Genomic DNA, 22,864 nt, shown 5'->3' on the forward strand with positions numbered 1-22,864 from the left:
CCATCCGCCCTGGGCCGGACCGCCCTAGGGCCGCGGGCCCCGCGGCTCCGCCCGGCCCACCACCAGCCCGGCCCGGTCGATGCAGATGACGTCGACGGCGACCGGGGCGCCGCGCAGCACCGTCAGGGACTCGTCACGGGCCGTGGCCGCCACCAGATCGCCGAGCGGGACGCCTGCCGCCGCGCAGAGCTGGAGCGCGGCGAGGCCGGTGTTCGCCTCGGCGACGGCGGTGGCCAGGGCCTCGTCCGCGCCGCCGCGGCGGGCCAGTTCGGCGAGGAAGCCCTTGTCCACCTGGGACCGTGCGGAGTGCAGGTCGAGGTGCCCGGCCGCCAGCTTCGAGAGCTTGGCGAAGCCGCCGCAGATCGTCAGGCGGTCGACGGGGTGGCGGCGGATGTACTTGAGCACCGCGCCGGCGAAGTCCCCCATGTCCAGCAGCGCGTCGTCGGGGAGCTTGTGCACGGCGACGGCGACCTTCTCCGACGTCGAGCCGGTGCAGCCGGCGACATGGCGCCGCCCCGCCGCCCGCGCCACGTCCACGCCGCGCCGGATGGAGTCGATCCAGGCGGAGCAGGAGTAGGGGACCACGATGCCGGTGGTCCCCAGGATCGACAGCCCGCCGAGAATGCCCAGCCGCGGATTCCACGTACTGCGGGCGATCTCCTCGCCGTGATCGACGGAGACCGTCACCTCGACGTCCGCCGTGCCGCCGTGGCGGGCGGCGACCGCCGTCAGATGCTCGCGGATCAACTGCCGCGGTACGGGGTTGATCGCGGGCTCCCCCACGTCCAGCGGCAGTCCGGGCCGGGTGACGGTCCCGACCCCGGGCCCGGCCTGGAAGACGACGCCGGAACCGGCCGGCAGCGTGCGCACCGCCGCTCGGATCAGCGCCCCGTGCGTCACGTCCGGATCGTCGCCCGCGTCCTTCACCACCCCCGCCATCGCGCCGGTCCGGCCGGGCGCCAGCTCCTCCACCGCCAGCGCGAACGCCGGGGTCTGCCCCTTCGGCAGGGTGATCGTCACCGGGTCGGGGAAGTCCCCGGTCAGCAGCGCGGTGTACGCGGCCGTGCTCGCCGCCGTCGCACAGGCACCGGTCGTCCAGCCGTGCCGCAGCCCGGTGTGCGCGAGCTGGGCGCTACGGCCTCCCGTACCCTGCGGTTGCGCTTCAGCCATGGAAGGACCCGCCACTCGTGAACGACGACGCCCCGCGCCCGCCGGGCCGCCGCCATGTGCTGATCCTCGGCGGCACGACCGAGGCCCGCCGACTGGCCGCCGACCTGACCGCGCAACCGGCCGCGCCGCGGGTCACGACATCCCTCGCGGGCCGGGTCGCCGCTCCCAGGCTGCCGGCGGGGGACGTGCGCATCGGAGGGTTCGGAGGCCCCGAGGGCCTCGCCCGCTGGCTGCGCGAGCACGCGGTGGACGCGCTCATCGACGCCACCCATCCTTTCGCCGGCACGATCAGTCACAACGCGGCACTGGCCGCCGCCACCGCCCATGTTCCCCTGCTGGCCCTCCGCCGGCCCGGCTGGGTCCCGGCCCGGGGTGACACCTGGCACCGGGTCGGCTCCCTGGACGAGGCCGCCGCGGCCCTCCCCGCCCTGGGCCACCGCGTCTTCCTCACCACCGGCCGCATGGGCCTCGCCCTCTTCGCCCACCTGACGGACCTCTGGTTCCTCATGCGCTCCGTGGACGCCCCCGAGCCCCCGTACCCGCCCCGGATGGAAACCCTCCTCGCCCGCGGACCCTTCACCCTGGAGGACGAACGCGAACTGCTGCGGCGGCACCGCATCGACGTGGTGGTGACCAAGGACAGCGGCGGCGCCGCCACCGCCCCCAAACTCACCGCGGCCCGCGAGGCGGGCATCCCGGTCGTCATCGTGGAACGTCCACCGGTGCCGGAGGGGGTGCCGGTGGCGGCGGCCCCGGAGGCGGCGGCGCAGTGGGTGGCCGAGCTGTAGGCGTGCGCCCTCACGCGTCGAAGGCGTACTCCAGGACGTACGAGGCGGAGTCCAGCGTCATCTCGTTGAACTCCACCGCACGGCCGTCCTCGGTGAGCGCGGTGCGGCAGATGAGGATCACGGGGGTGCCCATCGGCAGGGCCAGCCGGTCCGCCTCGTCGGCGGACGGCATCCGGCAGCGGACCTCCTCGCGGAAGTGCACCGGCTCGTGGCCGAGTTCGGCCAGCCGTGCGTACGTGCCGCCCGCGCCGGTGTCCCGCTCGGTGATCGCGGATCCGGCGACCACGTCGGCGGGCAGGTAGGACGTCGAGAGGAGGACCGGCTTGCCTTCGAGCACGTAGCGGCGGCTGCGGACGCAGACGGGCGCCCGCGACGGCAGCTCCAGCGCTTCGGCGATACGGTCGTCGGCCGGGCTTTCGGTGACCTCGACCTGGTCCACGTCGAGGGGACGGTCCTCGATGTCGGCGGACCAGACGGACTTGCCGGATCCCCATCGGTCGCGGGCCAGCCGGGGAAGTCCGCGTCGGCGCAGGGGCCTGAAGGACCGGACGTAGACCCCGGCGCCCTTGCGTGCCTCTGCCAAGCCCTCGTTCTGCAGGACGCCAAGGGCCTGACGCACGGTCATGCGGGCCACCTCGTAGGTGGCCATGAGGTCGTTCTCGCCCGGAAGCCGGTCGCCGGGGCCGTATGCGCCCGTCCGGATGGCGGCCTTCAACTCCTCCGCAATCCGCTGGTACTTGGGCTGCCGGACGTTGCCCTGAGCCATGGAGCGATCACTTCCTTCCTCTCCGGACACCCTAGAGGCAGCTCGCCGGGGTTCGTATGAACGTGCCCATCGTGACATCTCTAGAGATGCATTGACGGTGGGGGTGTCGTCGGCTTCCATGGGGACATCCCGAACGTCTCTAGAGATGTTCGGGCTCGTGTGTCGTCGACGAGGAGGACATCCATGGAAAGGGATCGGGGCGCGCTCGCAATGGGCGCCCAACTGGCGGAGGACTTACATCTCGCACTGCTCGCCCGGGGCTTCTTCGTCCGGATGCAGGCGGCGCCACCGCTCCACGGCCGCGCCTACGTGAGCGTCGAGCCGCTACGGCACGAGGTGGCCCGCCGGTTGATCGACGTACTGGGGCCGCCCGCACCCGAGCGCCGGGACGGCGACCCGTGGACATCGGCCGAGGACGCCTTGACGGAGCTGCGCAGAGCCCTGTTCGCCGCGCGTCTGACCCTGCCGTCCCTCGGGCTGGACGGCCCCTGCATGGACAGGGAAAGGGTGCTGGTCACGCTCGGAAACGCGCGGCCGGATGTGGTCCACCGGCTGGCAGACCTCGTCCTGAAGGGGGCTCAGGTGACCGAAGCCGACGCGCGAAGCCGAGGGGAGACCTGCTGAACGGCCTATGGAGGCCAGGGGGCAGTCACTCGTACCGCCCCCTGGCGGCTCACGCCTCCGGATACCGCCGCGGTGTCCAGACGGCCTCCGTGCCGTCGTCGCGTCGGACCGCCCGGGTCTGGGACGAGCCGACCAGCAGGATGGTGCGCATGTCGACCTGGGTGGGGTCGAGGTCGCAGAGGCGGACGGTGCGGACGGACTCCTCGGGGCCGCCGATGTCGCGGCCGAGGACGACCGGGGTATCGGGGGCACGGTGCTCCAGCAGGAGTTCGCGCATCTTGCCGACCTGCCAGGTACGGCTGCGGGAGCCGGGGTTGTAGAGAGCCAGCACCAGGTCGGCGGCGACCGCCGCGCGCAGCCGCTCGGCGATCACCTCCCAGGGCTTGAGGCGGTCGGAGAGGGAGATGACCGCGTAGTCGTGGCCGAGCGGGGCGCCCGCGCGGGCCGCGGCGGCGTTGGCGGCGGTGACGCCGGGCAGGACGCGCACGGGAACGGACCGGTAGGGGTCCTGGGAGGCCACTTCGAGGACGGCGGTGGCCATCGCGAAGATGCCGGGGTCGCCGCCGGAGACCACGGCCACCCGGCGGCCGCGCCGTGCCAGGTCCAGGGCGAGTTCGGCGCGCTCGGACTCGACCTTGTTGTCGGAGCCGTGCCGGCGCTGGCCGGGACGGACCGGCACCCGGTCGAGATACGTGGTGTAGCCGACGAGGTCCTCGGCCGCGGCCAGGGCGCCGCGCGACTCCGGGGTCAGCCACAGCGGCCCCGCCGGTCCGGTGCCGACGACCACGACCTCGCCCGGGGCGGGATCAGCCGCGTCCGCCGCTTCCGGAGCCGGGTTGGCGATCCGGCTCGGGACGACGGCGACGGCGAAGTAGGGGACCGAGTCCGCGTCGATGGCCGCGAGACGGTCGGTACGCTCCCCGGCCATCGTGGCCCGCTCGACGTACTGCGCCTCCGGCATCCGGCCCGAACGCTCCATGGCCCGGCGAACGGCGGGGAAGGTGCGGCCCAGCTTCATCACGACCGCGGCGTCGGTGGACGCCAGACGGGCGGTCAGTTCCTCCTCCGGCAGGGTGCCGGGGAGGATCGTCAGCACCTCGTCGGCCTCGGCCAGCGGCTTGCCCAGGCGGGCCGCGGCGGCGCTCATGGAGGTGACACCGGGGATGACCTCGGTGGGGTAGCGGTGCGCGAGCCGCTTGTGCATGTGCTGGTAGGAGCCGTAGAAGAGCGGGTCGCCCTCGGAGATGACGGCGACCGTGCGCCCCGCGTCGAGGTGTACCGCGAGCCGGGCCGCAGCCTCCTCGTAGAACTCGTCCAGCGCGCCCCGGTAGCCGCCGGGGTGGTCGGTCGACTCGGTGGTGACCGGGTAGACCAGCGCTTCCTCGATGTGGTCGGGGCGCAGGTGCTCGGCGGCGATGGAACGCGCGATGGAGCGTCCGTGCCGGGCGCTGTGGTACGCGATGACGTCGGCCTCGGCGATCACCCGCACGGCCCGTACGGTCATCAGCGAGGGATCGCCGGGGCCGAGCCCGACGCCGTACAGACGGCCCGGGGACTCGCTCGGGCCGCCGTTGGCCTGCTGCTCGCTCACGCTCATTCTTCCTCGCTCGCCATGGCGTTGATCGCGGCGGCGGCCATGGCGCTGCCGCCACGCCGCCCGCGCACCACGATGTGATCCAGCTTCGACGGGTGGGCGATCAGCGCGTCCTTGGACTCGGCCGCGCCGATGAAGCCGACGGGTATGCCGATGACGGCGGCCGGGCGGGGCGCGCCCTCCTCGATCATCTCCAGCAGCCGGAACAGCGCGGTGGGCGCGTTGCCGACGGCCACCACGGCACCGTCCATCCGCTCCCGCCACAGTTCCATCGCGGCGGCGCTGCGGGTGGTGCCCATGCGGGCGGCGAGTTCGGGCACCGACGGGTCGGCGAGCGTGCACAGCACGTCGTTGCCGGCCGGCAGCCGCTTGCGGGTGACGCCGCTGGCGACCATGTTGGCGTCGCACAGGATCGGGGCGCCGGCGCGCAGCGCGGCGCGGCCGTTCGCCACCACCTCGGGGGTGAAGGCCAGGTCGCGTACGAGGTCGACCATGCCGCAGGCGTGGATCATCCGGACCGCGACCTGGCTGACGTCGGCGGGCAGGCCCGCGAGGTCCGCCTCGGCGCGAATGGTGGCAAAGGACTGGCGGTAGATCGCCGCCCCGTCCTTCTCGTAGTCGAACACTGTGCCCTCGGGGTGGTGGGTCATCTGATGGGTCGTGCGGTCGGCTGTGCGGTGAGCTGTGCGGGGAGCCGCGGGGTCGGGTGCTGCGGTGGGTCGTGCGGTCATGGAGCTGCCGGCGGGGGCGCGGTGGCTCCGGAGACGGCCGCGGCGACGTCCCGGAGCCGGGCGGTCGTGCCGGCAGGCGCGTCGTCGTCGGCGGCGCTCCCGGGAACGGGCCGCCGGCCCTCCGGTCCCACGACGGACACCTCGTAGCCGTCCTCGGTCGCCAGGACGTCGACCCAGGTGCCGTGCGGATGGCCGCAGCGGCGTGCGCAGCCGGACCAGTGGACGGGGAGCCCCGGCGGGCCCGCGGGGGAATCGGCGATCACGGCGGCGGCGTCGGCGCGGACGTCGCGGAGTGACTTGGCGCAGCCGGGGCGGCCGGTGCAGGCGCCCGTCCGGTGCCAGGGGGAGGCGGGGTCGGTGAGGAGCCCGGCGTCCGCCAGCTCGCGCAGCCGGGGCGCGGACGCGGCGGCCGGCAGCCCGGGGACGATCACACCGCGCCATGGGGTGACCCGCAGTACGCCCGCTCCGTCTTCGGCGGCCACCGCGGCCAGCAGCCGCCACCGGTCGACGGTCAGCCGGCCCAGCGGGGCGAGGACGGACAGGGCGTGGGGGCCGGGGGAGCCGTCCGGTTCCGCGGGCCCTTCGACGACGCCGGGGACGGGGACGTTCGTGTGGTCGGGAGCGGGGCGGGGCTGTTCCGGCGCCGGGACGTACGCGGCCGGAATGCCCGCGGTCCGCATCGCTTCCGCCGTGCCGCGCGCGGTCAGGGCGTGCGCGGCGGGCAGCTCACGTATCCGCCAGGCACCGCTGCCGCTCGCCGCGGCGGCGCCGAGGAACGCCTCGGCGGCGACGAGCGCGGCGCGCGCGACATCCGGCCCGCAGATCCGCACGGCCGCCGGGTCGTCGCCGACGTACAGCAGCGCACTGCTCCCGGCGGTGGCTTCCGCCACAGTCCCCCGCGCCTGCCCGCACGGTTCTGCGACCAACCTCACATCACCGCCGAGCGCCGTCACATCTCCCCTGCCGTCGTCCAGGACGAAGAGGAAACGGCCGGAGAGCGCCGTCGCGGACGTGCTCGCGCAGAGCAGGCCGTCCAGCTGACGGGCCCACAACCGCACGTCAGGCGGGGTGCGGCGGTCCAGACCCGCGAGCGGGGAGGCCAGGATGTTGCGGACGCGTTCGTGGCGTTCGGAGGGCAGCAGGCCCGCGTCGCGCAGCAGCTCCGCGAGCTCCCGGCCGCAGTCCTCCGCGAGGCCGCGCAGTTCCACGTTGCCGCGGGAGGTGAGGGAGAGGTGGCCGTCGCCCAGGCGCTCCGCGGCGTCGGCCAGCGCCGATGCCTGCCGGGCCGTCAAGTCGCCTGCGGGCAGCCGGACTCGCGCCAGGCTGCCGTCGTCGGCGGAGTGCAGCCGCAGCGCTCCCGGGCAGGCGTCACCGCGGTCCCGGAGGGGCGGTGCGGCCGCAGTGGGCCGGAGCGAGGGGGAGGGCGGCATGGCGGCGAGCATACCGACGTCGGGCAAGGGCGGACCGGGGGAGGCGGGCCGGGGGCGGGGCCCGCGCGGGCGGGCCCGGAGGCGCTCTCCCCCGCCCGGCACAGAGCCCTTACTATGCAGGTCGGTGGGTCGGCTGATCCGCCGGACGCCAGCGACGGCGCCAAGGGAGGAAGCCCGGTGAGAATCCGGCGCGGTCCCGCCACTGTGAACCCGTTCCACGGGTGAGCCAGGAACTCCCGCCGTCCTCCTACCGCCCGGGGCGCGGACCCCGAGGAAGGCCTGACGCCGCATGCTGCAATCTTCCGGGGGGCGGCCCCCGCGCCTCCGCGCAACCACCGGGCCGCAGGGCGTGACCCGTGAGATCTCGCGAGGTGCATCCCTGTGATCCTGCTGCTGTCGACGTCCGACACCGACCTGCTGAGCGCCCGTGCCGCCGCAGGCCCCGTGCCGTACCGCCTCGCCAACCCCGCACGCCTCGACCTCGACGAGCTGCCCGCGCTGCTGGAGGGCACCGACCTGGTCGTCGTCCGCCTGCTCGGCGGCATCCGCGCCTGGCAGGAGGGCCTGGACCTGCTGCTCGCCCAGGAGCGGCCGGTCGTCGTCCTCACCGGTGAACAGGCTCCCGACGCCCAGCTGATGGAGGCGTCCACGGTCCCGGTCGGCATCGCGGCCGAGTCGCACGCCTACCTCGCGCACGGCGGCCCCGCCAACCTCGACCAGCTCGCCCGCTTCCTGTCCGACACGGTGCTGCTGACCGGCCACGGCTTCGAACCGCCCGCGCCCGCCCCCACCTGGGGACAGCTGGAGCGCCCGGACGCCCGTACGGACATCGAGGGCCCGCTGGTGGCGGTGCTCTACTACCGCGCCCACCACATGAGCGGCAACACCGGCTTCGTCGACGCGCTCTGCGGCCGGATCGAGGAGGCGGGCGGCCGCCCGCTGCCGCTGTTCGTCGCCTCGCTGCGCGCGCCCGAACCGGAACTGATCGACGCCCTGCGGCCGGTCGACGCCATCGTCACCACCGTCCTGGCCGCCGGCGGCACCAAGCCCGCCGAGGCATCGGCCGGCGGCGACGACGAGTCCTGGGACGCCGGCGCGCTCGCCGCCCTGGACGTACCGATCCTCCAGGCCCTGTGCCTGACCGGGTCGCGCGCCGCCTGGGAGGAGAACGACGAGGGGCTGTCCCCGCTCGACGCCGCCTCGCAGATCGCCGTCCCCGAGTTCGACGGCCGGCTGATCACCGTCCCGTTCTCCTTCAAGGAGGTCGACGAGGACGGACTGCCCGTCTACGTCGCCGACCCCGAGCGGGCCGCCCGGGTCGCCGGCATCGCCGTGCGCCACGCCCGCCTGCGCCACATCCCGGCCGCCGACAAGCGCCTCGCGCTGGTGCTGTCCGCGTACCCCACCAAGCACTCCCGCATCGGCAACGCCGTCGGCCTGGACACCCCGGCCAGTGCCGTCGCCCTGCTGCGCCGACTGCAGGCGGACGGCTACGACTTCGGCGCCGAAGAGGTCCCCGGACTGGTCTCCGGCGACGGCGACGAGCTGATCTACGCCCTCATCGAGGCCGGCGGCCACGACCAGGAATGGCTCACCGAGGAGCAGCTCGCCCGCAACCCCGTCCGCATCCCGGCCGCCGACTACAAGCGCTGGTACGCCACGCTGCCGCAGGAGCTGCGCGCGTCGGTGGAGGAGCACTGGGGCTCGCCGCCCGGCGAGATGTTCCTCGACCGCTCCCGCAACCCCGAGGGCGACATCGTCCTCGCCGCCCTGCGCCGAGGCAATCTGCTGATCCTCATCCAGCCGCCGCGCGGCTTCGGCGAGAACCCGATCGCGATCTACCACGACCCCGATCTGCCGCCCTCGCACCACTACTTGGCGGCCTACCGCTGGATCGCCGCCTCCCAGGACGACGGCGGCTTCGGCGCGGACGCGATGGTCCACCTCGGCAAGCACGGCAACCTGGAGTGGCTGCCCGGCAAGAACGCCGGCCTGTCCGCCGCCTGCGGCCCGGACGCGGCGCTCGGCGACCTCCCACTGGTCTACCCCTTCCTGGTCAACGACCCGGGCGAGGGCACCCAGGCCAAGCGCAGGGTGCACGCCACCCTCGTCGACCACCTCGTGCCGCCGATGGCCCGCGCGGAGTCCTACGGCGACATCGCGCGCCTGGAGCAGCTCCTCGACGAGTACGCCGCCATCTCCGCCATGGACCCGGCCAAGCTGCCCGCCATCCGCGCGCAGATCTGGACGCTGATCCAGGCGGCCAAGCTCGACCACGACCTCGGTCTGGAGGACCGCCCCGACGACGACGGCTTCGACGACTTCCTGCTGCACGTCGACGGCTGGCTGTGCGAGGTCAAGGACGCCCAGATCCGCGACGGTCTGCACGTCCTCGGCGGCGCGCCGGAAGGCCCCGCCCGCGTCAACCTCGTCCTGGCCATCCTGCGCGCCCGGCAGATCTGGGGCGGCACCTCCGCCCTGCCCGGTCTGCGCGAGGCGCTCGGCCTGGACGAGTCCGCCGCCACCCGGACCGCCGCCGACGACACCGAGGAGCGCGCCCGCGCCCTCGTCCAGGCGATGGAGGACGCGTCCTGGGACCCGGCCGCCGCGGAGCGGGTCGCCGCCGAACTCCCCGTCGCCCAGCGGGAGGCGGTCACCGCCATCCTCACCTTCGCGGCCCGCGAGGTGGTCCCCCGGCTGGCCGGCACCACCGACGAGATCGATCACGCCGTGCACGCCCTCAACGGCGGCTTCGTCCCGGCGGGCCCCTCCGGCTCGCCGCTGCGCGGCCTGGTCAACGTCCTGCCGACCGGCCGCAACTTCTACTCCGTCGACCCCAAGGCCGTCCCGTCGCGGCTCGCCTGGGAGACCGGCCAGGCCCTGGCGGACTCCCTCCTGGAGCGCTACCGCGCCGACAACGGCGACTGGCCCACCTCGGTCGGCCTGTCGCTGTGGGGCACCAGCGCCATGCGCACCTCCGGCGACGACGTGGCCGAAGCGCTGGCGCTGCTGGGTGTCCGCCCGGTCTGGGACGACGCCTCGCGCCGGGTCACCGGCCTCGAAGCCGTCCCCGCCGAGGAGCTGGGCCGCCCCCGCATCGACGTCACCCTGCGCATCAGCGGGTTCTTCCGCGACGCCTTCCCGCACGTCATCGGCCTGCTCGACGACGCCGTACGGCTCGCCGCGGACCTCGACGAGCCGGCCGACGTCAACTTCATCCGGGCGCACGCCCAGGCCGACCTCGCCGCCCACGGCGACGAGCGCCGCGCCACCACCCGGATCTTCGGCTCCCGGCCGGGGACGTACGGCGCGGGCCTGCTCCAGCTGATCGACAGCCGCGACTGGCGCACCGACGCCGACCTCGCCGAGGTCTACACCGTCTGGGGCGGTTACGCCTACGGCCGGGGCCTCGAAGGCCGCCCGGCCCGCGACGAGATGGAGACGGCCTACAAGCGGATCGCGGTGGCCGCGAAGAACACCGACACCCGTGAGCACGACATCGCGGACTCCGACGACTACTTCCAGTACCACGGCGGCATGGTCGCGACGGTCCGCGCGCTCAAGGGGACCGCGCCCGAGGCGTACATCGGGGACTCCACCCGCCCCGAGACGGTCCGCACCCGCACCCTCGTCGAGGAGACGTCCCGCGTCTTCCGCGCCCGGGTGGTCAACCCCCGCTGGATCGAGGCGATGCGCCGCCACGGCTACAAGGGCGCCTTCGAACTCGCCGCCACCGTGGACTACTTGTTCGGCTACGACGCCACCACCGGCGTCGTCGCGGACTGGATGTACGACAAGCTCGCCCAGACCTACGTCCTGGACCCGGAGAACCGCGCCTTCCTCCAGGACGCCAACCCCTGGGCCCTGCACGGCATCGCGGAGCGCCTCTTGGAGGCGGAGTCCCGGGGCATGTGGGAGAAGCCGGACGCCGAGACGCTGGCCGCGCTGCGCCAGGCGTTCCTGGAGACCGAGGGTGACCTGGAGGGCGAGGACTGACCTGCCCGGCGCCTCGGTGATCTGCCCCGCGCGGGCAGATCACCGAGGCGGCGGCCGTTGCGTGCCGTGAGCCCCTCGGCCTCTGGTCAGCCTCCGGTGACGGCGAAGTCCGGGCCGATGGTGAGGGTCACCTCGCCCGGCGTCGCCTCGGCCGACCCGCTCAGCTCGGCGTGGGGGAGGCGCGAGGCGAGGACGCGCGCCGCGGTCCTGAGGTCCGCCGGGTAGGTGACGGCGGTCTTGCCGGCGGCCGGGGCGTTGCCGGTGGTGGTGACCGTGAACCCGAGCTTGCGCAGCTGTTCGGCAGCGGCGGCGGCCCGGCCGGGGGTGCCGGTCCCGTTGAGCACGCGGACGCGTACGGAGTGCGCGGTCACCGGGCTCTTGGCGGCCTGCGCCAGCTTCTTCTTGCCGGCGGCGCCGATCTCCCGGTCGTGGGCGAGATCGCTGAACAGGTCGCCGGCCTGCGGGTACTGCCAGACGACATTGGCCCGGTCGGTGGGCACGTCGGCCTCCCGGGGGTAGTTGGGCACGGTCAGGAAGGTCAGCCGGTCACTGGGGACGTCCTTGACCGTCGCGGCCAGGTCGTAGAGGGGCTTGAGGCCGGCCAGGTCCTTGTCGGTGGTGATCGACTTGGTGGCCGAGTCCAGGAAGTCGTAGAGCTCACCGGGACTGGTCAGCTTCGACTGGGCGCGGGCGGCCAGCGCCTTCATGAACTCCTGCTGCCGGCCGATCCGTCCGAGGTCGGAGCCGTCGCCGACGCTGTAGCGGGTACGGACGTAGCCGAGCGCCTTCTCGTCCCTGACGTTCTGGCAGCCGGCCTCCATGTCCAGGTGGGCCTTCTTGTCGTGGATGGCGTGCTCGGGGCAGACCCTTATGCCGCCCAGGGCGTTGACCATCCCCTTGAAGCCCTGGAAGTCGACCGAGGTGAAGTGGTCGATGCGCAGACCGGTGTTCTTCTCCACGGTCTTGATGGTGCAGGCCGCGGCCTTGCCGATGTCGCCGCCCTCCCCGCCGATCGAGAAGGCTTCGTTGATTTTGAAGTGGTGCGGGGCGGAGCTGCTGCCGTTGCTGCGCCGGCACGCCGGGATCTGCACCCAGGAGTCCCGCGGGAAGGACACCGCGGTGGCCCACTCGCGGTTGGCGGCGATGTGCAGCACCATCAGCGTGTCCGACTGCATCGTCGTCAGGCCCTTGCCGTACTTGGCGTTGGCGCCCGCGCGGCTGTCGGAGCCGACCACCAGGATGTTCTTCGAGCCGGGGCTGAGGTTGACGGGCCGGTCGCCGCCGAGGCCGATGTCCGCGCCACGGATGTTGGCGTCCAGGTGCTGGTAGATCCAGGCGCCGCCGCCGGTGACCGTGAGCAGCAGCGCGCCGAGCACACCGGCGGACCAGGCCACGATCCGGCCGCGGCGGGTCATGCGCACCCTGCCTGCCTTGCGGGGGCCGCGACCGGCCCGGCGTGCGGAGCGAGCGGGCGGACGCGGTCCGCCGGACCTGCGGCGGGCGCCGCCGTCCGTCCCGGACGTACGGGAGGCGTCAGCGGCCCCTCGGTCGTCCCGCTGGTAGGTCTGCCTGTCATGCACGGCCGGTGGCCCTTCTGGTCCTTCTGGTGCTTCGTGGGGGAGGGAGCGGCAACGGCGGCCGGGGGCGGGGGCGGAGAAGCGGGCGAGGGCCGGTGGGAAAGGGGAGCGGTCAGATGCCGGTGCTGGTCACCAGCCGTACCGATTCGGGGTCGTAACGCAGCCACCGCGGGGCGCTGCCGCCGGGCAGGGTGCGCAGCCGGCACCACAGCTCGCCGGCGCCGTCCGTCCACCAGGCGCTGATCCGGCCCAACTGCCATGTGCCGTCCGGGGAGTGGACCTCCACGGGTTGATAGACCCATCGCACCTCCGCCTCCGGTGGCGGGCAGTCCCAGGTCAGGAGTCCGCACCTCGTCGCCATCTCCCCCTCCGGCCGCGCCTGTTGCATCCGCCGGAAACTCTACCGGCAGTATCTACAAGACTGTAGAAGTTGCCCGAAATGCATCGGAACAGCCCGAGAAATCAGGAGAGTCAGAGATCAGTGTGCCCGCACAAGGGCGTGACCGCTCCGAGAACGACGAACGGGGCTACCGCCGTGTTGGGCGAAAGCGGCAACGGTGCGTGGGGCGCGTGGGGAGTTGTGGGCGCGCGGGCCCGAACGGTGGGCGAGGGAGTGTGCGGGGCGCAGAGAGGCGTGCGGGGGGCACGGGGCCCGCGGGGCACGGGACGCGGGTCCGCTGTGGTCTCCGCGAGGGCTCCGTGTACGACCGCGCCGGGAGGGCCGGCGTCCCGTTCAGGTGCGGTGGCCGGGGGCGGGGCGCCCGGCGGCGGACTCCGGGGCGGGCTCCTGCCGCTCTTCCGGTACGCGGTCGAGGAGGGCGCGCAGCAGCCGCGCGTCCCGCGGGGAGAGCGCGGCGGCGAAGCCGGTGAGGACGGCGTCCCGGTCCGGTTCGCCGTCCAGCACGCGGTGCATCCGCAGTGCCGCCAGCCCGGCCTCGTCGGCGGTCGGCGTCCAGACGTAGGCGCGGCCCGCCCGCTCGCGGGTGACGGCCTTCTTGGCGTGCAGCCGGGACAGGATCGTCACCACGGTGGTGTACGCGAGACCGCCGCCGAGCTGCTCCTGGACGCGGGCGGCGGTCGCCGGGCCGGGCGCGCGGTGCAGCGCGGCTAGCACCTGCGCCTCCAGCTGGCCTTGCCCGCGTCGGCGACGCCCCCGGTCGGCGGGATCGGCGCCGGGGCTGTCCGGGGCGCCGGACCCGGCGGGATCTTCGGGGCGGCGAGGCGCGCCGGAGCCGTCAGGGCCTTCGCGCGGCACTCCGTGCGGCTCCTCGCTTCGCTCCTCGCCGCGCCCTTCGCGTGGCTCCTCGAAGGAATCGCCGAGGGCTTCCCCGGAGGGCTTCCCGCCCATGCCGTCGTCTCCCGTCGCGCCAGGTGCCCCGCTGCCGGGACGTCGGGGCATCCTACTGAGCGTCCGGGGCCCGGCTAAGGGCCCGGACGCGGGTGTTTTCGGGCGCCCGGCCCGAGGCGGCGGCCGACGGGCGGACCGGGCCCGGCCGGCCCGACCGATCCCCCGATCACTCCTCGACATCTGTGGGTCTTCGTCCCGTCATCGCTGCTTACGCGCGAGTTCCTCCCATATCACCCGTCTCGGGCGGATTTCCGGGCCGCGGGCGGAGTACGGTGGAGGAAACCGAGGGGACCACGTATGTCGGCAGTACGCCGCTCTCGTCCTCGGATCTCCACAACACCGGGCGCGCAAGGGACCTGCCGCGATCCGCCCGAGTGAGGTGAGCACCATGCAGACTCTGCTGACCGTGATCGTGCTGCTCGCGCTGGTGGCGCTGGGGGCACTCTTCCTGATCAAGATGAACTCCCAGCAGGCCGGGCGGCTCGCGACCCACCGACATCCGGCCCCGCCGCGGCACCACCAGGCGCAGCGTCCCACCCACCGCTTCTGGGCGCGCAAGACCGCGCAGGACGAGGACCCCACCATCCACCCGGGCACCCACTCGGCACAGCAACCGCCGCGCGACCCCCTGACGGATGACGACGCGCGCCCCCGAGACTGGCGATGACCTGTGAATATCTGTGCCGATCCGCAGCCGGCCGCCGACGCGAGCACCCCCCGCTATGACACGCGTCATCGCGCACCGCACGCGGACCACCCGCTGCCGGCGCCGGGCCTGGCCGAAGTCCGGATCGTCTCGGCCACCCCCGACGCGGCCCGGCAGGTCGCCGAGGTCATCCACCGCGTCTTCGTCGGTGAGGAGCAGCGCAGCTACCCCGCGGGCGACGACGGCAGCGGCACGCGCCTGTACCTCACCGTCGACACCCTGCGTGAGGTCAGCACCTCGCGCGGCCCCGCGGCCTCCGCGCCGCCGCAGCGCCGTGGGCGCCACGGCAGCAGGACCGACACCGTCAACGGGCGCGTGCACCACGGCGAGTCCGGCTGAGTCCGCGGCCGAAGCGGGGCCCGTGCGGGACGTCCGTCCCCTTTCCCCACTTCCCCTTCTCCCCCGTTCCCTCTTCCCTTCGTCCCCGTCCAGGAAGCAGCCCGGCGCCCCGGCCGCCGCTCCACCATCCCCGAGGCACCTGGAGTGTCCGTGTCAGCGCATCCCCCCGCATCCACCACCGGAACCGGCCCGCCCCAGGGGCCGCGGAAGCAGCCGCCGCGCAAGCAGGAGTACGACGGCGTCTCACCCTTTCCCACCGACGGCCCCGAGCCACCGCCCAGTAGCGGGCGGCGGATGTATGTGACGGTGACCGGCATCATCGTCCTCGCCCCGTTCGTGGGCCTGGCCATCGCCATCCCGCTGCTGTGGGGCAAGGTCGTCGGCCCCACCGACCTCGTGCTCGCGGCGGTGTTCTACCTCATCAGCGGCCTGGGAGTCACCGTCGGATTCCACCGCGGCCTGACCCACGGCAGCTACACCGCGAAGCCCGCGCTGCGCATCGCCCTCGCCCTCGCCGGGTCGCTCAGCTTCCAGGGCGACGTCATCGACTGGGTCGCCACCCACCGCCGCCACCACGCCTTCACCGACCGGCCGGGCGACCCGCACTCCCCCTACCGCTACGGCACCGGCCTGGGCGGTCAGCTGCGCGGCCTGGTGCACTCGCACATCGGCTGGCTGTTCGGCAACGACCCCACCTCGCACGAGCACTACGCGCCCGACCTGCTCGCCGACCGCGGGATCCGTGCGGTGGACCGGGCGTTCCCCGTGCTGTGCCTGGTCACCCTCGGCCTGCCGTTCCTGCTGGGCTGGGCCATCGGCGGCTCCTGGGTCGCGGGGCTGACGGCCCTGCTGTGGGCGGGCTTCCTGCGTATCGCCCTGCTGCACCACGTCACCTGGAGCGTCAACTCGCTCTGCCACCTGATCGGCGAGCGGCCGTTCCGCACCCGGCGGCACGACCGGGCGACGAACCTGTGGCCGCTGGCGCTGCTCTCGTTCGGCGAGAGCTGGCACAACCTGCACCACGCCGACCCGACCTGCGCCCGGCACGGCGTCGACCGCGGTCAGATCGATGTCTCCGCCGGGCTCATCCGGCTCTTCGAACGCCTCGGCTGGGTGTACGACGTCCGGTGGCCTGACCCGGCACGGGTCGCGTCCCGCCGCGTCGAGGCGGCGAGCAGCGCCTAGAGCCCGGGCCATGCGCCGCCTCCGCCTGTGCGGCGACCCGGTACCGCGCCCCGGTGCCGGGTCACCGCACTGCCCGCACTCCGTCAGGAGCACCCCATGACCACCGCCCTCGGCGCCCGGCCCGAGCACCCCGCCCCGCCGCTCGTCTCCCGGCTGACCATCGCGCCGCACAGCGGGCTCCCGCGCCGGATAGACGGCGCGTGGTGGCCGCACTCGGCCGACCTGGTGACCGAACTGCCGGAACTGCTGGGCGCCTTGCCCTTCGACTGGCCGCCCATCACCCACGCCACGGTGAGCGGTCCTCTCTGGCCCGCGCTGCCCGGCCGGCTGCTCGTCGCCGGCCACGTCGTCCGGCTGCGCAGAATCGCCGACCGCCCCGGCCCCGACACCATCTGCCTCGTCTCGCACGGCAACGGCCGCTGGGACCTGCTGGTCATCCCACCCGCGGCGCCCGAGCCCGAGGCCATCCGGATCATGGCGGAGATGGCCGGGACCACCGGTCTGACGCCCGCCTGACCACCGCGGCCCGGCCGTCCGCCGCCGGGCCGCAGGACGCCGACGTCCCCCGCCCTGAGTGACCGGCACGATGCCCGCCGCCGCAACACGGCGCCTGCGGCCCGTACTGCGGACGAGTGGCCGACTACTGCGTCCGAGTGCTGTTCATCCGAAGAACGCCGATCCAGGGGCGTTGCTCCACAGTTCCTCGCATTGCGTACTCATCATAAGAAAACGCAACAGATCCCCCATGGATCCGGTGCCGACCCACCCGTGGATCTCCCGGAGAGATCCTCACCGAAAGCGAGGGACCATGGCTGCGACCAAGGTCATGAAGTTCTGGGCGGTGTGCCTGGCCGTGCTGGGCAAGCTGCTCGCCGCACTGGGCGTCTCCGCCCCGGCCGCGGCGGCACGCAGAGAGGCCGCGCTGTACGAGGCCACGACGCGCCCGGCGATCCCCTTCACCCCGGCACAGCGCGGCCCGAGCACCCCGCGGGACCCGGACCCTGGGACCGCGGGCGTTCCCGTGAAGCCTCCGGCGCCGCGGTACGACCAGGGGCGTTCCCTGGGCCGGATGCTCAGCTGTCCGCAGCTGCCGCCCACGATCAAGCAGCGCATCCGTGCCGAGGCCCACGGCGCCTCGCCGACCTCGCGCACGCGCCTGGCCAACGGCGTCGAGCCGCTGTCCACCCTCCCCGCGGAGGCCGCGCTGCACTCCGGCGCCCAGGCCGTTCCCGCGGCCATCCCGGCGGCCCGTCGCCGCGAACACGCCGCTTGCGCGCGCTGACCCGGGGACCCAAAGACGCAGCACGCAAAGACGCAGAGCAGCACGCATCGACGCCGAAGTGACGGACCGATGCCCTGCCCGAAAAGACGCAGCACGCGACGCAGCACGCAAAGACGCAGCCGGCCTCGCAGCAGGAGCAGCGACAGCTACCCGGCGCAGCGACACGGAGACCGGAACGAGACGTAGAGGACCTTGGAGGAGCTAGAGGCCCTGGAGGACCCAGCTAGCGGACCTGGAAGACGCAGCGGCGCGGCGATGTAGGGCACGCGAGCCCCGGAGCCGTATGGCCGCAGCGCCGTGGAGCGACACAGATTTCAGCGACACAGACTTCCTCGGCGAGTCATCAGGGCCCGGCCCTGCCGGCCTCGCCACACCCTCCGCGCATCCAGGAGCCGCCATCCGCCCGCGGCCCGCGACCTCGGGTTGCGCACGCGCCTGCCACGCCGGCCCGCTACCGCGCCACCGCCACCAGGTGCCGCGTGAACCAGTCCCGGGCCAGGTCGGCGACCTCGTCCAGGGCGCCCGGCTCCTCGAAGAGGTGGGTCGCGTCCTCGATGACCTCCAGCCGGTTCTCGCAGCGCAGCTCGGCCTGCGCCTGCCGGTTGAGGTCCAGCACGGTCGTATCGCTGCCGCCCACGATGAGCAGCGTCGGCGCGGCCACGTCGCCGAGCCCTGCCCCGGCCAGGTCGGGGCGGCCGCCGCGCGAGACCACCGCGCCGACGTCCGTGTCCGGGGACGCGGCGGCCCGGAGTGCCGCCGCGGCGCCGGTGCTCGCGCCGAAATAGCCGATCGGGACCGCCTCCCGGTCCCGCAGCCAGCGGGTGGCGCCGGCGAGCCGCTGCGCCAGGGTCCCGATGTCGAAGACGTTCGCCCGGTCCGCTTCCTCCGCGGGCGTGAGCAGGTCGAAGAGCAGTGTGCCCAGGCCCGCCCGGTTCAGGGCGGCGGCCACCGCGCGGTTGCGCGGGCTGTGCCGGCTGCTGCCCGAGCCGTGCGCGAACATCACGACCGCTCCGGCGCCTTCCGGCAGCACCAGGTCACCGGCGAGCCGTATGCCGCCCGCGTCCACATCCACCGCCGCCACCTCCCTCGTCAGCCCGGCTGCCGGTGGGGGCCGCGCGGGCCGGGCGTGACCTCGGCACGGGCGAGCAGGGCGACGACCTCCTCGTCCGGCGTCTGGGAGAAGTCCGCGTACCACTCGCCGACGGCGGCGAAGCCCAGCGGCGTGGACAGGCAGACGACCTCATCGACCGCGGTGCGCAGCCGGGCCGCCGCGTCCGGAGGCGCCACCGGGACGGCGAGCACCACCCTTGCCGCCCCCTGTGCCCGCACCACCTCGCACGCGGCGGCGGCCGTGGAGCCGGTCGCGATCCCGTCGTCCACCACGATCGCCGTCCGGCCGTCGAGCGGCAGTCGGGGCCGCCCGGCCCGGAACCGCTGCGCCTGCCGGGCCAGCTCCGCCTCCTCGGTCCGCTGGACGGACTCCAGATCCTCGGGGCGCACCCCGCCACGCCGTACGACGTCGTCGCTGATCACCCGCACCCCGCCCTCGCCGATGGCGCCGAAGCCCAGCTCCGGGTGGTAGGGCACGCCGAGTTTGCGGACCACGATCACATCGAGGGGGGCGCGGAGAGCTCTCGCGACCTGGAAAGCCACCGGGACGCCGCCACGGGGCAGCCCGAGCACTATGGGGTCGTCGTCCGCCAGCCCTTGCAACGCCTCTGCGAGGCGGCGGCCGGCGTCCGCGCGGTCAGTGAACAACACGGTGTTCACCCCCTGCGAGGGGAGACGGTAACCACGTTCACACCTCCTTCGAAACAACCTCATGTACGGACATTTCGCAAGTCGGGGCGGTGACGGCCACCGCGCCGCCCGCGGGGCTACGGTCGCCGGTATGGAACGAATCGGAGCGGTCCTGATCGATATCGACGGCGTGCTCACGGTCTCCTGGAAGCCCCTGCCCGGCGCCGTCGAGGCGATGGAACGGCTGCGCGCCGAGGACCTGCCGCTGGCGCTGGTCACCAACACCACCTCGCGCAGCCGGGCCGCGATCGCCGAGAAGCTCTCGGGGGTGGGCTTCCCGATCGTCGCCGACGACATCCTGACGGCTCCCGCCGTGACCGCCGGGTACCTGCGCGCGCACCACCCGGACGCCCGCTGCCTGCTCCTCAGCAGCGGTGACGTCCGAGAGGACCTGGCGGGCGTCACGCTCCTCGGGGAAGGGGACACCGGCACCCCGGACGTGGTCGTGCTGGGCGGCGCGGGCGAGGAGTTCGGCTACCCGGCCCTCAACTCCGTCTTCCGGCACCTCCAGCACGGTGCCCGGCTGGTCGCCATGCACCGCAACCTCTACTGGCGTACGGCGGACGGGCTCGACCTCGACACCGGTGCCTTCCTCCCCGGCCTGGAGCGGGCCGCGCGGGTGGAGGCCGCGGTCACCGGCAAGCCCTCCGCGGATTTCTTCGCCACGGCGCTGGCGCACCTCGGCGCCACGGCCGGCGCCACGCTCATGGTGGGCGACGACATCGAGTCCGATGTGCTGGCCGCCCAGCGCAGCGGCATCACCGGCGTCCTCGTCAGGACCGGCAAGTACCGCCGGGAGACGCACGAGGCGGCCGACGGCACCCCCGACCACGTCCTCGACAGCTTCGCGGACCTCCCCGACCTGCTGGAAGGCAGGACGTAGCGCGGAGGCCCGCTGCGGACTCACCCCGGCCGGGATGCACTCCCGCCCCACGGGGTGGCACTCACCCCCCGGCGTCCGCTCCACTCTCTCCGGCCGCTCTCCCCGGCCCGCCCTGTGCCCCGTCCTCTTCTGCCAGCGCGGTGATGCGCGCGGCCGTCCACTGCCCGTCGGCGCCCGGGCACCCGGCCACGTACTCGGCGGCCTGCCGCACGCTCCAGCCGTGCGCGGCCGTGATCCCGGCGATGAGGTGCCGCAGATACGCCCAGGAAGGAGTGCTCACCGCGACATCCGCCCGCTGCCAGGGGCAGGTGAAGGTCAGCACCGGGTAGCCGTCCAACTGCCCCGGGCAGACCAGCGTTTCGTACCGTCCAGGGCCCATCCGTGCCCGGCCTCGCGCGAGTACCTCCGTCAGGTCCAGGTCCTCCCCCGGCTCCCGGTACATCTCCTGCGCGACGATGTCGGAGAACTGCTGGGCGGTCAGCAGATAGGCACGGCCGGGCACTTCGCCCGCCGCCCCCGGGTCGTAGAAGGCCCGGCCGCCGGTCCACACCTCCGACTCGGTGGCGAAGTAGACCAGCCCCGGCAGCAGGACCGCCTCCGTACGGGCCGGCCCGCGCGGATCCCGGCAGCCGGGAGAGGCCAGCCGCCCGCCCACCGGGCGGCCGCCGTGGAGGTAGGCGGCCAGCCGGTCCAGATGCATGTTGGACCCGTACGCCGCGTACCAGACATGGCGGACGGGCCCGTCGAACCCGCCAAGAGCTTCGAGTCGTCGGGGCCTGATCACGTACTCACTCCGTGGGGACGTCGTGGCATGCCGCTGCCACCGGGCTTGAGCCCTCCCCGTTCCGCCGGAACAGGAAACGCGCACCGGCGCACAGGGCCCGGCCACCGGAGGCCCGTGTGGCCGCCGGGTAGCCACCAACAACGCCGGGGGCTACCCCCACCCCCACTGTCCTGCTTGCCGGATGGGCCGCGCGCCTCCGCTCAACAACCCTGGCCACATGCCGACTTACCGTCCCGACGCATCCGAATCCCTGCGCACCCGCAACCCCGCCGCCTCCCCTCCCTCGCGCCCTTCCCCGCCCTCCCGGGTCGCGCAGCGGGCGCTGCTCCTCACGCTCTCCGCCACGGCCGTCGCGGCGACCCTGGTGACCGCCCCTGCCCGGCCCGCCCACGCGGAAGCCACGCCCCGCACCTCCGCCGCGCCGGGTCTCACCTGGCGGCCCTGCGCGCCGTCCAACGGCCCCGCCGAGCTGGAGTGCGCCACCCTGCCCGTACCGCTCGACCACGCCGACCCGAACGGCCCGCAGATCTCCCTCGCCGTGACGCGCCTCCGCAGCGACCGGCCCGCGGCGCGGCGCGGGACGCTGCTGCTCATCCCCGGCGGGCCGGGCGGCTCCGGCGTGCGACACCTCGCGCAGAAGGGGGCCGCATTGCGCAAGGAGATGGCCGGGGCGTACGACATGGTCAGCTTCGACCCGCGCGGCGTCGGCGGCAGCACGACCGCGAGCTGCGCGCTCGAACCGGCGGACCGGCACCTGGTGGCCCTGCGGTCCTGGCCGGGCCCGGACGGCGACATCGCGGAGAACGCCGCCAGGTCCCGGCGGATCGCCGACGCGTGCGGCCGGCACGGTGGAGCGGTGCTGCGCAGCCTCTCCACCGCGAACGAGGTACGCGACATCGACCGCTTCCGCCAGGCGCTCGGCGAGCGGAGACTGTCGGCCTGGGGCGTCTCGTACGGGACCTATGTCGGCGCCGTGTACGCGCAGAAGTACCCGCAGCACACAGACCGTTGGGTGCTGGACAGCGCGGGTGACCCCGACCCGGCCCGCGTGGAGCGGGGCTGGCTGGCGAACACCGCGGTCGGCGCGGACGACCGGTTCCCCGACTTCGCCCGGTGGGCGGCGGACCCCGCCAGGGACGACCAAGGGCTGCGACTCGCCCAACGGCCCGAGGACGTAAGGCCGTTGTTTCTCGCCCTGGCGGCCGAGCTGGACCGCGAGCCGAAGGAATCGACCACCCCGGGCGTCCCGCTGACCGGCAACCGGCTGCGGCTGGCCCTCCAGATCGCCCTGCAGGACGACGACCTCTTTGCCGAGCCGGCGCGGCTCGTCCGGGCGGCCCAGGACCCGGCGGCGAAGCCGGTCCTGCCCGCCGTCCTCGCCGGGCCGCTGCCCGACCGGGACGCGGCAGTGACCATGGCCGTCATCTGCAACGATGTGCGCTGGCCAGGGTCGGTGTCCACGTACCGGCGCGCGGTGGCCGAGGACCGCGTCCGCCACCCCCTCACGGCCGGGAGTCCCGCCAACATCCCGCCGTGTGCCTTCTGGAAGGACCGCCCGGCGGACAAGCCCACCCGGATCACCGCCGAAGGCCCGTCCAACATCCTGATGGTCCAGAACCTGCGCGACCCCAACACCCCGTACGCCGGGGCCCTCAAGATGCGCACCGCCCTCGCCGGCCGCGCCCGCCTTGTCACGGTCGACCACGGCGGCCACGGCGTCTACCTCGCAAACGGCAACCCGTGCGCGGACCGCACCGTGACCACCTTCCTCACCGAGGGCCGACGACCGCACCGGGACACCACCTGCGCGGACTGAACGGGGCGGTGGTGGAGCGACGGGCGGACAGGGCGCGCCAGGACA

Annotated in this window: 19 protein-coding genes, 1 pseudogene and 1 riboswitch; of the genes and pseudogenes, 10 read left to right on the top strand and 10 right to left on the bottom strand. The window is 74.0% G+C overall.

What is annotated here, in order from left to right:
- Nucleotides 1–24: 24 nt before the first annotated feature.
- Complete coding sequence (locus QOM21_RS18785) at nt 25–1,170, bottom strand: cobalt-precorrin-5B (C(1))-methyltransferase (RefSeq protein WP_407551591.1); 1,146 nt, start codon at nt 1,168–1,170, stop codon at nt 25–27.
- A gap of 17 nt (nt 1,171–1,187) precedes the next feature.
- Between QOM21_RS18785 and QOM21_RS18790 the strand changes: the two genes are divergently transcribed.
- Complete coding sequence (locus tag QOM21_RS18790) at nt 1,188–1,958, top strand: cobalt-precorrin-6A reductase (RefSeq protein ID WP_407551593.1); 771 nt, start codon at nt 1,188–1,190, stop codon at nt 1,956–1,958.
- Nucleotides 1,959–1,968: 10 nt separating this feature from the next.
- On the opposite strand, the gene QOM21_RS18795 is transcribed toward QOM21_RS18790, so the two are convergent.
- Nucleotides 1,969–2,724: a GntR family transcriptional regulator gene (locus QOM21_RS18795; protein ID WP_407551595.1), complete on the bottom strand. Its 756-nt coding sequence runs from the start codon at nt 2,722–2,724 to the stop codon at nt 1,969–1,971.
- Between the two features lie 183 nt (nt 2,725–2,907).
- On the opposite strand from QOM21_RS18795, the gene QOM21_RS18800 reads away from it, so the two are divergent.
- A complete protein-coding gene (locus tag QOM21_RS18800) occupies nt 2,908–3,348 on the top strand; it encodes a hypothetical protein (protein WP_407551597.1) in 441 nt (146 codons plus the stop codon).
- A gap of 49 nt (nt 3,349–3,397) precedes the next feature.
- On the opposite strand, the gene QOM21_RS18805 is transcribed toward QOM21_RS18800, so the two are convergent.
- The 3 genes from QOM21_RS18805 to cobG all read right to left on the bottom strand — a co-directional run bounded on the left by QOM21_RS18805 (nt 3,398) and on the right by cobG (nt 7,103).
- Nucleotides 3,398–4,945 carry a precorrin-2 C(20)-methyltransferase gene (locus tag QOM21_RS18805; RefSeq protein WP_407551598.1) on the bottom strand — a complete coding sequence of 516 codons (1,548 nt, stop codon included), beginning with the start codon at nt 4,943–4,945 and terminating at the stop codon, nt 3,398–3,400.
- Nucleotides 4,942–5,592, bottom strand: coding sequence for a precorrin-8X methylmutase (locus tag QOM21_RS18810; RefSeq protein ID WP_407551600.1), 651 nt, complete (start codon nt 5,590–5,592; stop codon nt 4,942–4,944). Before QOM21_RS18810 ends, QOM21_RS18805 begins: the two co-directional genes overlap by 4 nt.
- 77 nt (nt 5,593–5,669) lie before the next feature.
- Nucleotides 5,670–7,103 carry a precorrin-3B synthase gene (gene cobG, locus QOM21_RS18815; RefSeq protein ID WP_407551601.1) on the bottom strand — a complete coding sequence of 478 codons (1,434 nt, stop codon included), beginning with the start codon at nt 7,101–7,103 and terminating at the stop codon, nt 5,670–5,672.
- A 124-nt stretch (nt 7,104–7,227) separates the two neighbouring features.
- Nucleotides 7,228–7,360: riboswitch (cobalamin riboswitch) on the top strand.
- Between the two features lie 124 nt (nt 7,361–7,484).
- On the opposite strand from cobG, the gene cobN reads away from it, so the two are divergent.
- On the top strand, nt 7,485–11,099 hold the full coding sequence (gene cobN, locus QOM21_RS18820; protein WP_407551603.1) for a cobaltochelatase subunit CobN: 3,615 nt from the start codon (nt 7,485–7,487) through the stop codon (nt 11,097–11,099).
- A gap of 86 nt (nt 11,100–11,185) precedes the next feature.
- Here cobN and QOM21_RS18825 read toward each other — a convergent pair whose 3' ends face one another.
- The 3 genes from QOM21_RS18825 to QOM21_RS18835 form a co-directional block, all read right to left on the bottom strand.
- Nucleotides 11,186–12,514, bottom strand: a complete 1,329-nt coding sequence (locus tag QOM21_RS18825; RefSeq protein ID WP_407555718.1) for an LCP family protein — start codon at nt 12,512–12,514, stop codon at nt 11,186–11,188.
- A 274-nt stretch (nt 12,515–12,788) separates the two neighbouring features.
- Complete coding sequence (locus QOM21_RS18830) at nt 12,789–13,037, bottom strand: hypothetical protein (protein WP_407551605.1); 249 nt, start codon at nt 13,035–13,037, stop codon at nt 12,789–12,791.
- Nucleotides 13,038–13,409: 372 nt separating this feature from the next.
- The gene (locus QOM21_RS18835; protein ID WP_407555719.1) at nt 13,410–13,802 is read right to left on the bottom strand and encodes a BlaI/MecI/CopY family transcriptional regulator; all 393 of its coding nucleotides are present in this window, start codon (nt 13,800–13,802) and stop codon (nt 13,410–13,412) included.
- A gap of 610 nt (nt 13,803–14,412) precedes the next feature.
- Here QOM21_RS18835 and QOM21_RS18840 point away from each other — a divergent pair.
- The 5 genes from QOM21_RS18840 to QOM21_RS18860 all read left to right on the top strand — a co-directional run bounded on the left by QOM21_RS18840 (nt 14,413) and on the right by QOM21_RS18860 (nt 17,536).
- The gene (locus QOM21_RS18840; RefSeq protein ID WP_407551607.1) at nt 14,413–14,691 is read left to right on the top strand and encodes a hypothetical protein; all 279 of its coding nucleotides are present in this window, start codon (nt 14,413–14,415) and stop codon (nt 14,689–14,691) included.
- Between the two features lie 3 nt (nt 14,692–14,694).
- Complete coding sequence (locus tag QOM21_RS18845; RefSeq protein WP_407551609.1) at nt 14,695–15,069, top strand: hypothetical protein; 375 nt, start codon at nt 14,695–14,697, stop codon at nt 15,067–15,069.
- A gap of 144 nt (nt 15,070–15,213) precedes the next feature.
- Nucleotides 15,214–16,254 carry an acyl-CoA desaturase gene (locus QOM21_RS18850; protein ID WP_407551611.1) on the top strand — a complete coding sequence of 347 codons (1,041 nt, stop codon included), beginning with the start codon at nt 15,214–15,216 and terminating at the stop codon, nt 16,252–16,254.
- A gap of 96 nt (nt 16,255–16,350) precedes the next feature.
- On the top strand, nt 16,351–16,770 hold the full coding sequence (locus tag QOM21_RS18855; RefSeq protein ID WP_407551613.1) for a DUF5994 family protein: 420 nt from the start codon (nt 16,351–16,353) through the stop codon (nt 16,768–16,770).
- Between the two features lie 292 nt (nt 16,771–17,062).
- Nucleotides 17,063–17,536, top strand: a complete 474-nt coding sequence (locus QOM21_RS18860) for a DUF6344 domain-containing protein (protein ID WP_407551615.1) — start codon at nt 17,063–17,065, stop codon at nt 17,534–17,536.
- Nucleotides 17,537–17,987: 451 nt separating this feature from the next.
- Here the strand turns inward: QOM21_RS18860 and QOM21_RS18865 are convergent.
- Nucleotides 17,988–19,297 (bottom strand): annotated as a pseudogene (locus QOM21_RS18865) (phosphoribosyltransferase family protein).
- 130 nt (nt 19,298–19,427) lie between these two features.
- Here QOM21_RS18865 and QOM21_RS18870 point away from each other — a divergent pair.
- Complete coding sequence (locus QOM21_RS18870; RefSeq protein ID WP_407551617.1) at nt 19,428–20,219, top strand: TIGR01458 family HAD-type hydrolase; 792 nt, start codon at nt 19,428–19,430, stop codon at nt 20,217–20,219.
- Between the two features lie 61 nt (nt 20,220–20,280).
- Here QOM21_RS18870 and QOM21_RS18875 read toward each other — a convergent pair whose 3' ends face one another.
- Nucleotides 20,281–21,003: a histone deacetylase gene (locus QOM21_RS18875; RefSeq protein WP_407551618.1), complete on the bottom strand. Its 723-nt coding sequence runs from the start codon at nt 21,001–21,003 to the stop codon at nt 20,281–20,283.
- Nucleotides 21,004–21,220: 217 nt separating this feature from the next.
- On the opposite strand from QOM21_RS18875, the gene QOM21_RS18880 reads away from it, so the two are divergent.
- The gene (locus QOM21_RS18880; protein ID WP_407551620.1) at nt 21,221–22,819 is read left to right on the top strand and encodes an alpha/beta hydrolase; all 1,599 of its coding nucleotides are present in this window, start codon (nt 21,221–21,223) and stop codon (nt 22,817–22,819) included.
- Nucleotides 22,820–22,864: the final 45 nt, after the last annotated feature.

Source organism: Streptomyces sp. Pv4-95, assembly GCF_045782725.1.
Taxonomy (GTDB): domain Bacteria; phylum Actinomycetota; class Actinomycetes; order Streptomycetales; family Streptomycetaceae; genus Streptomyces.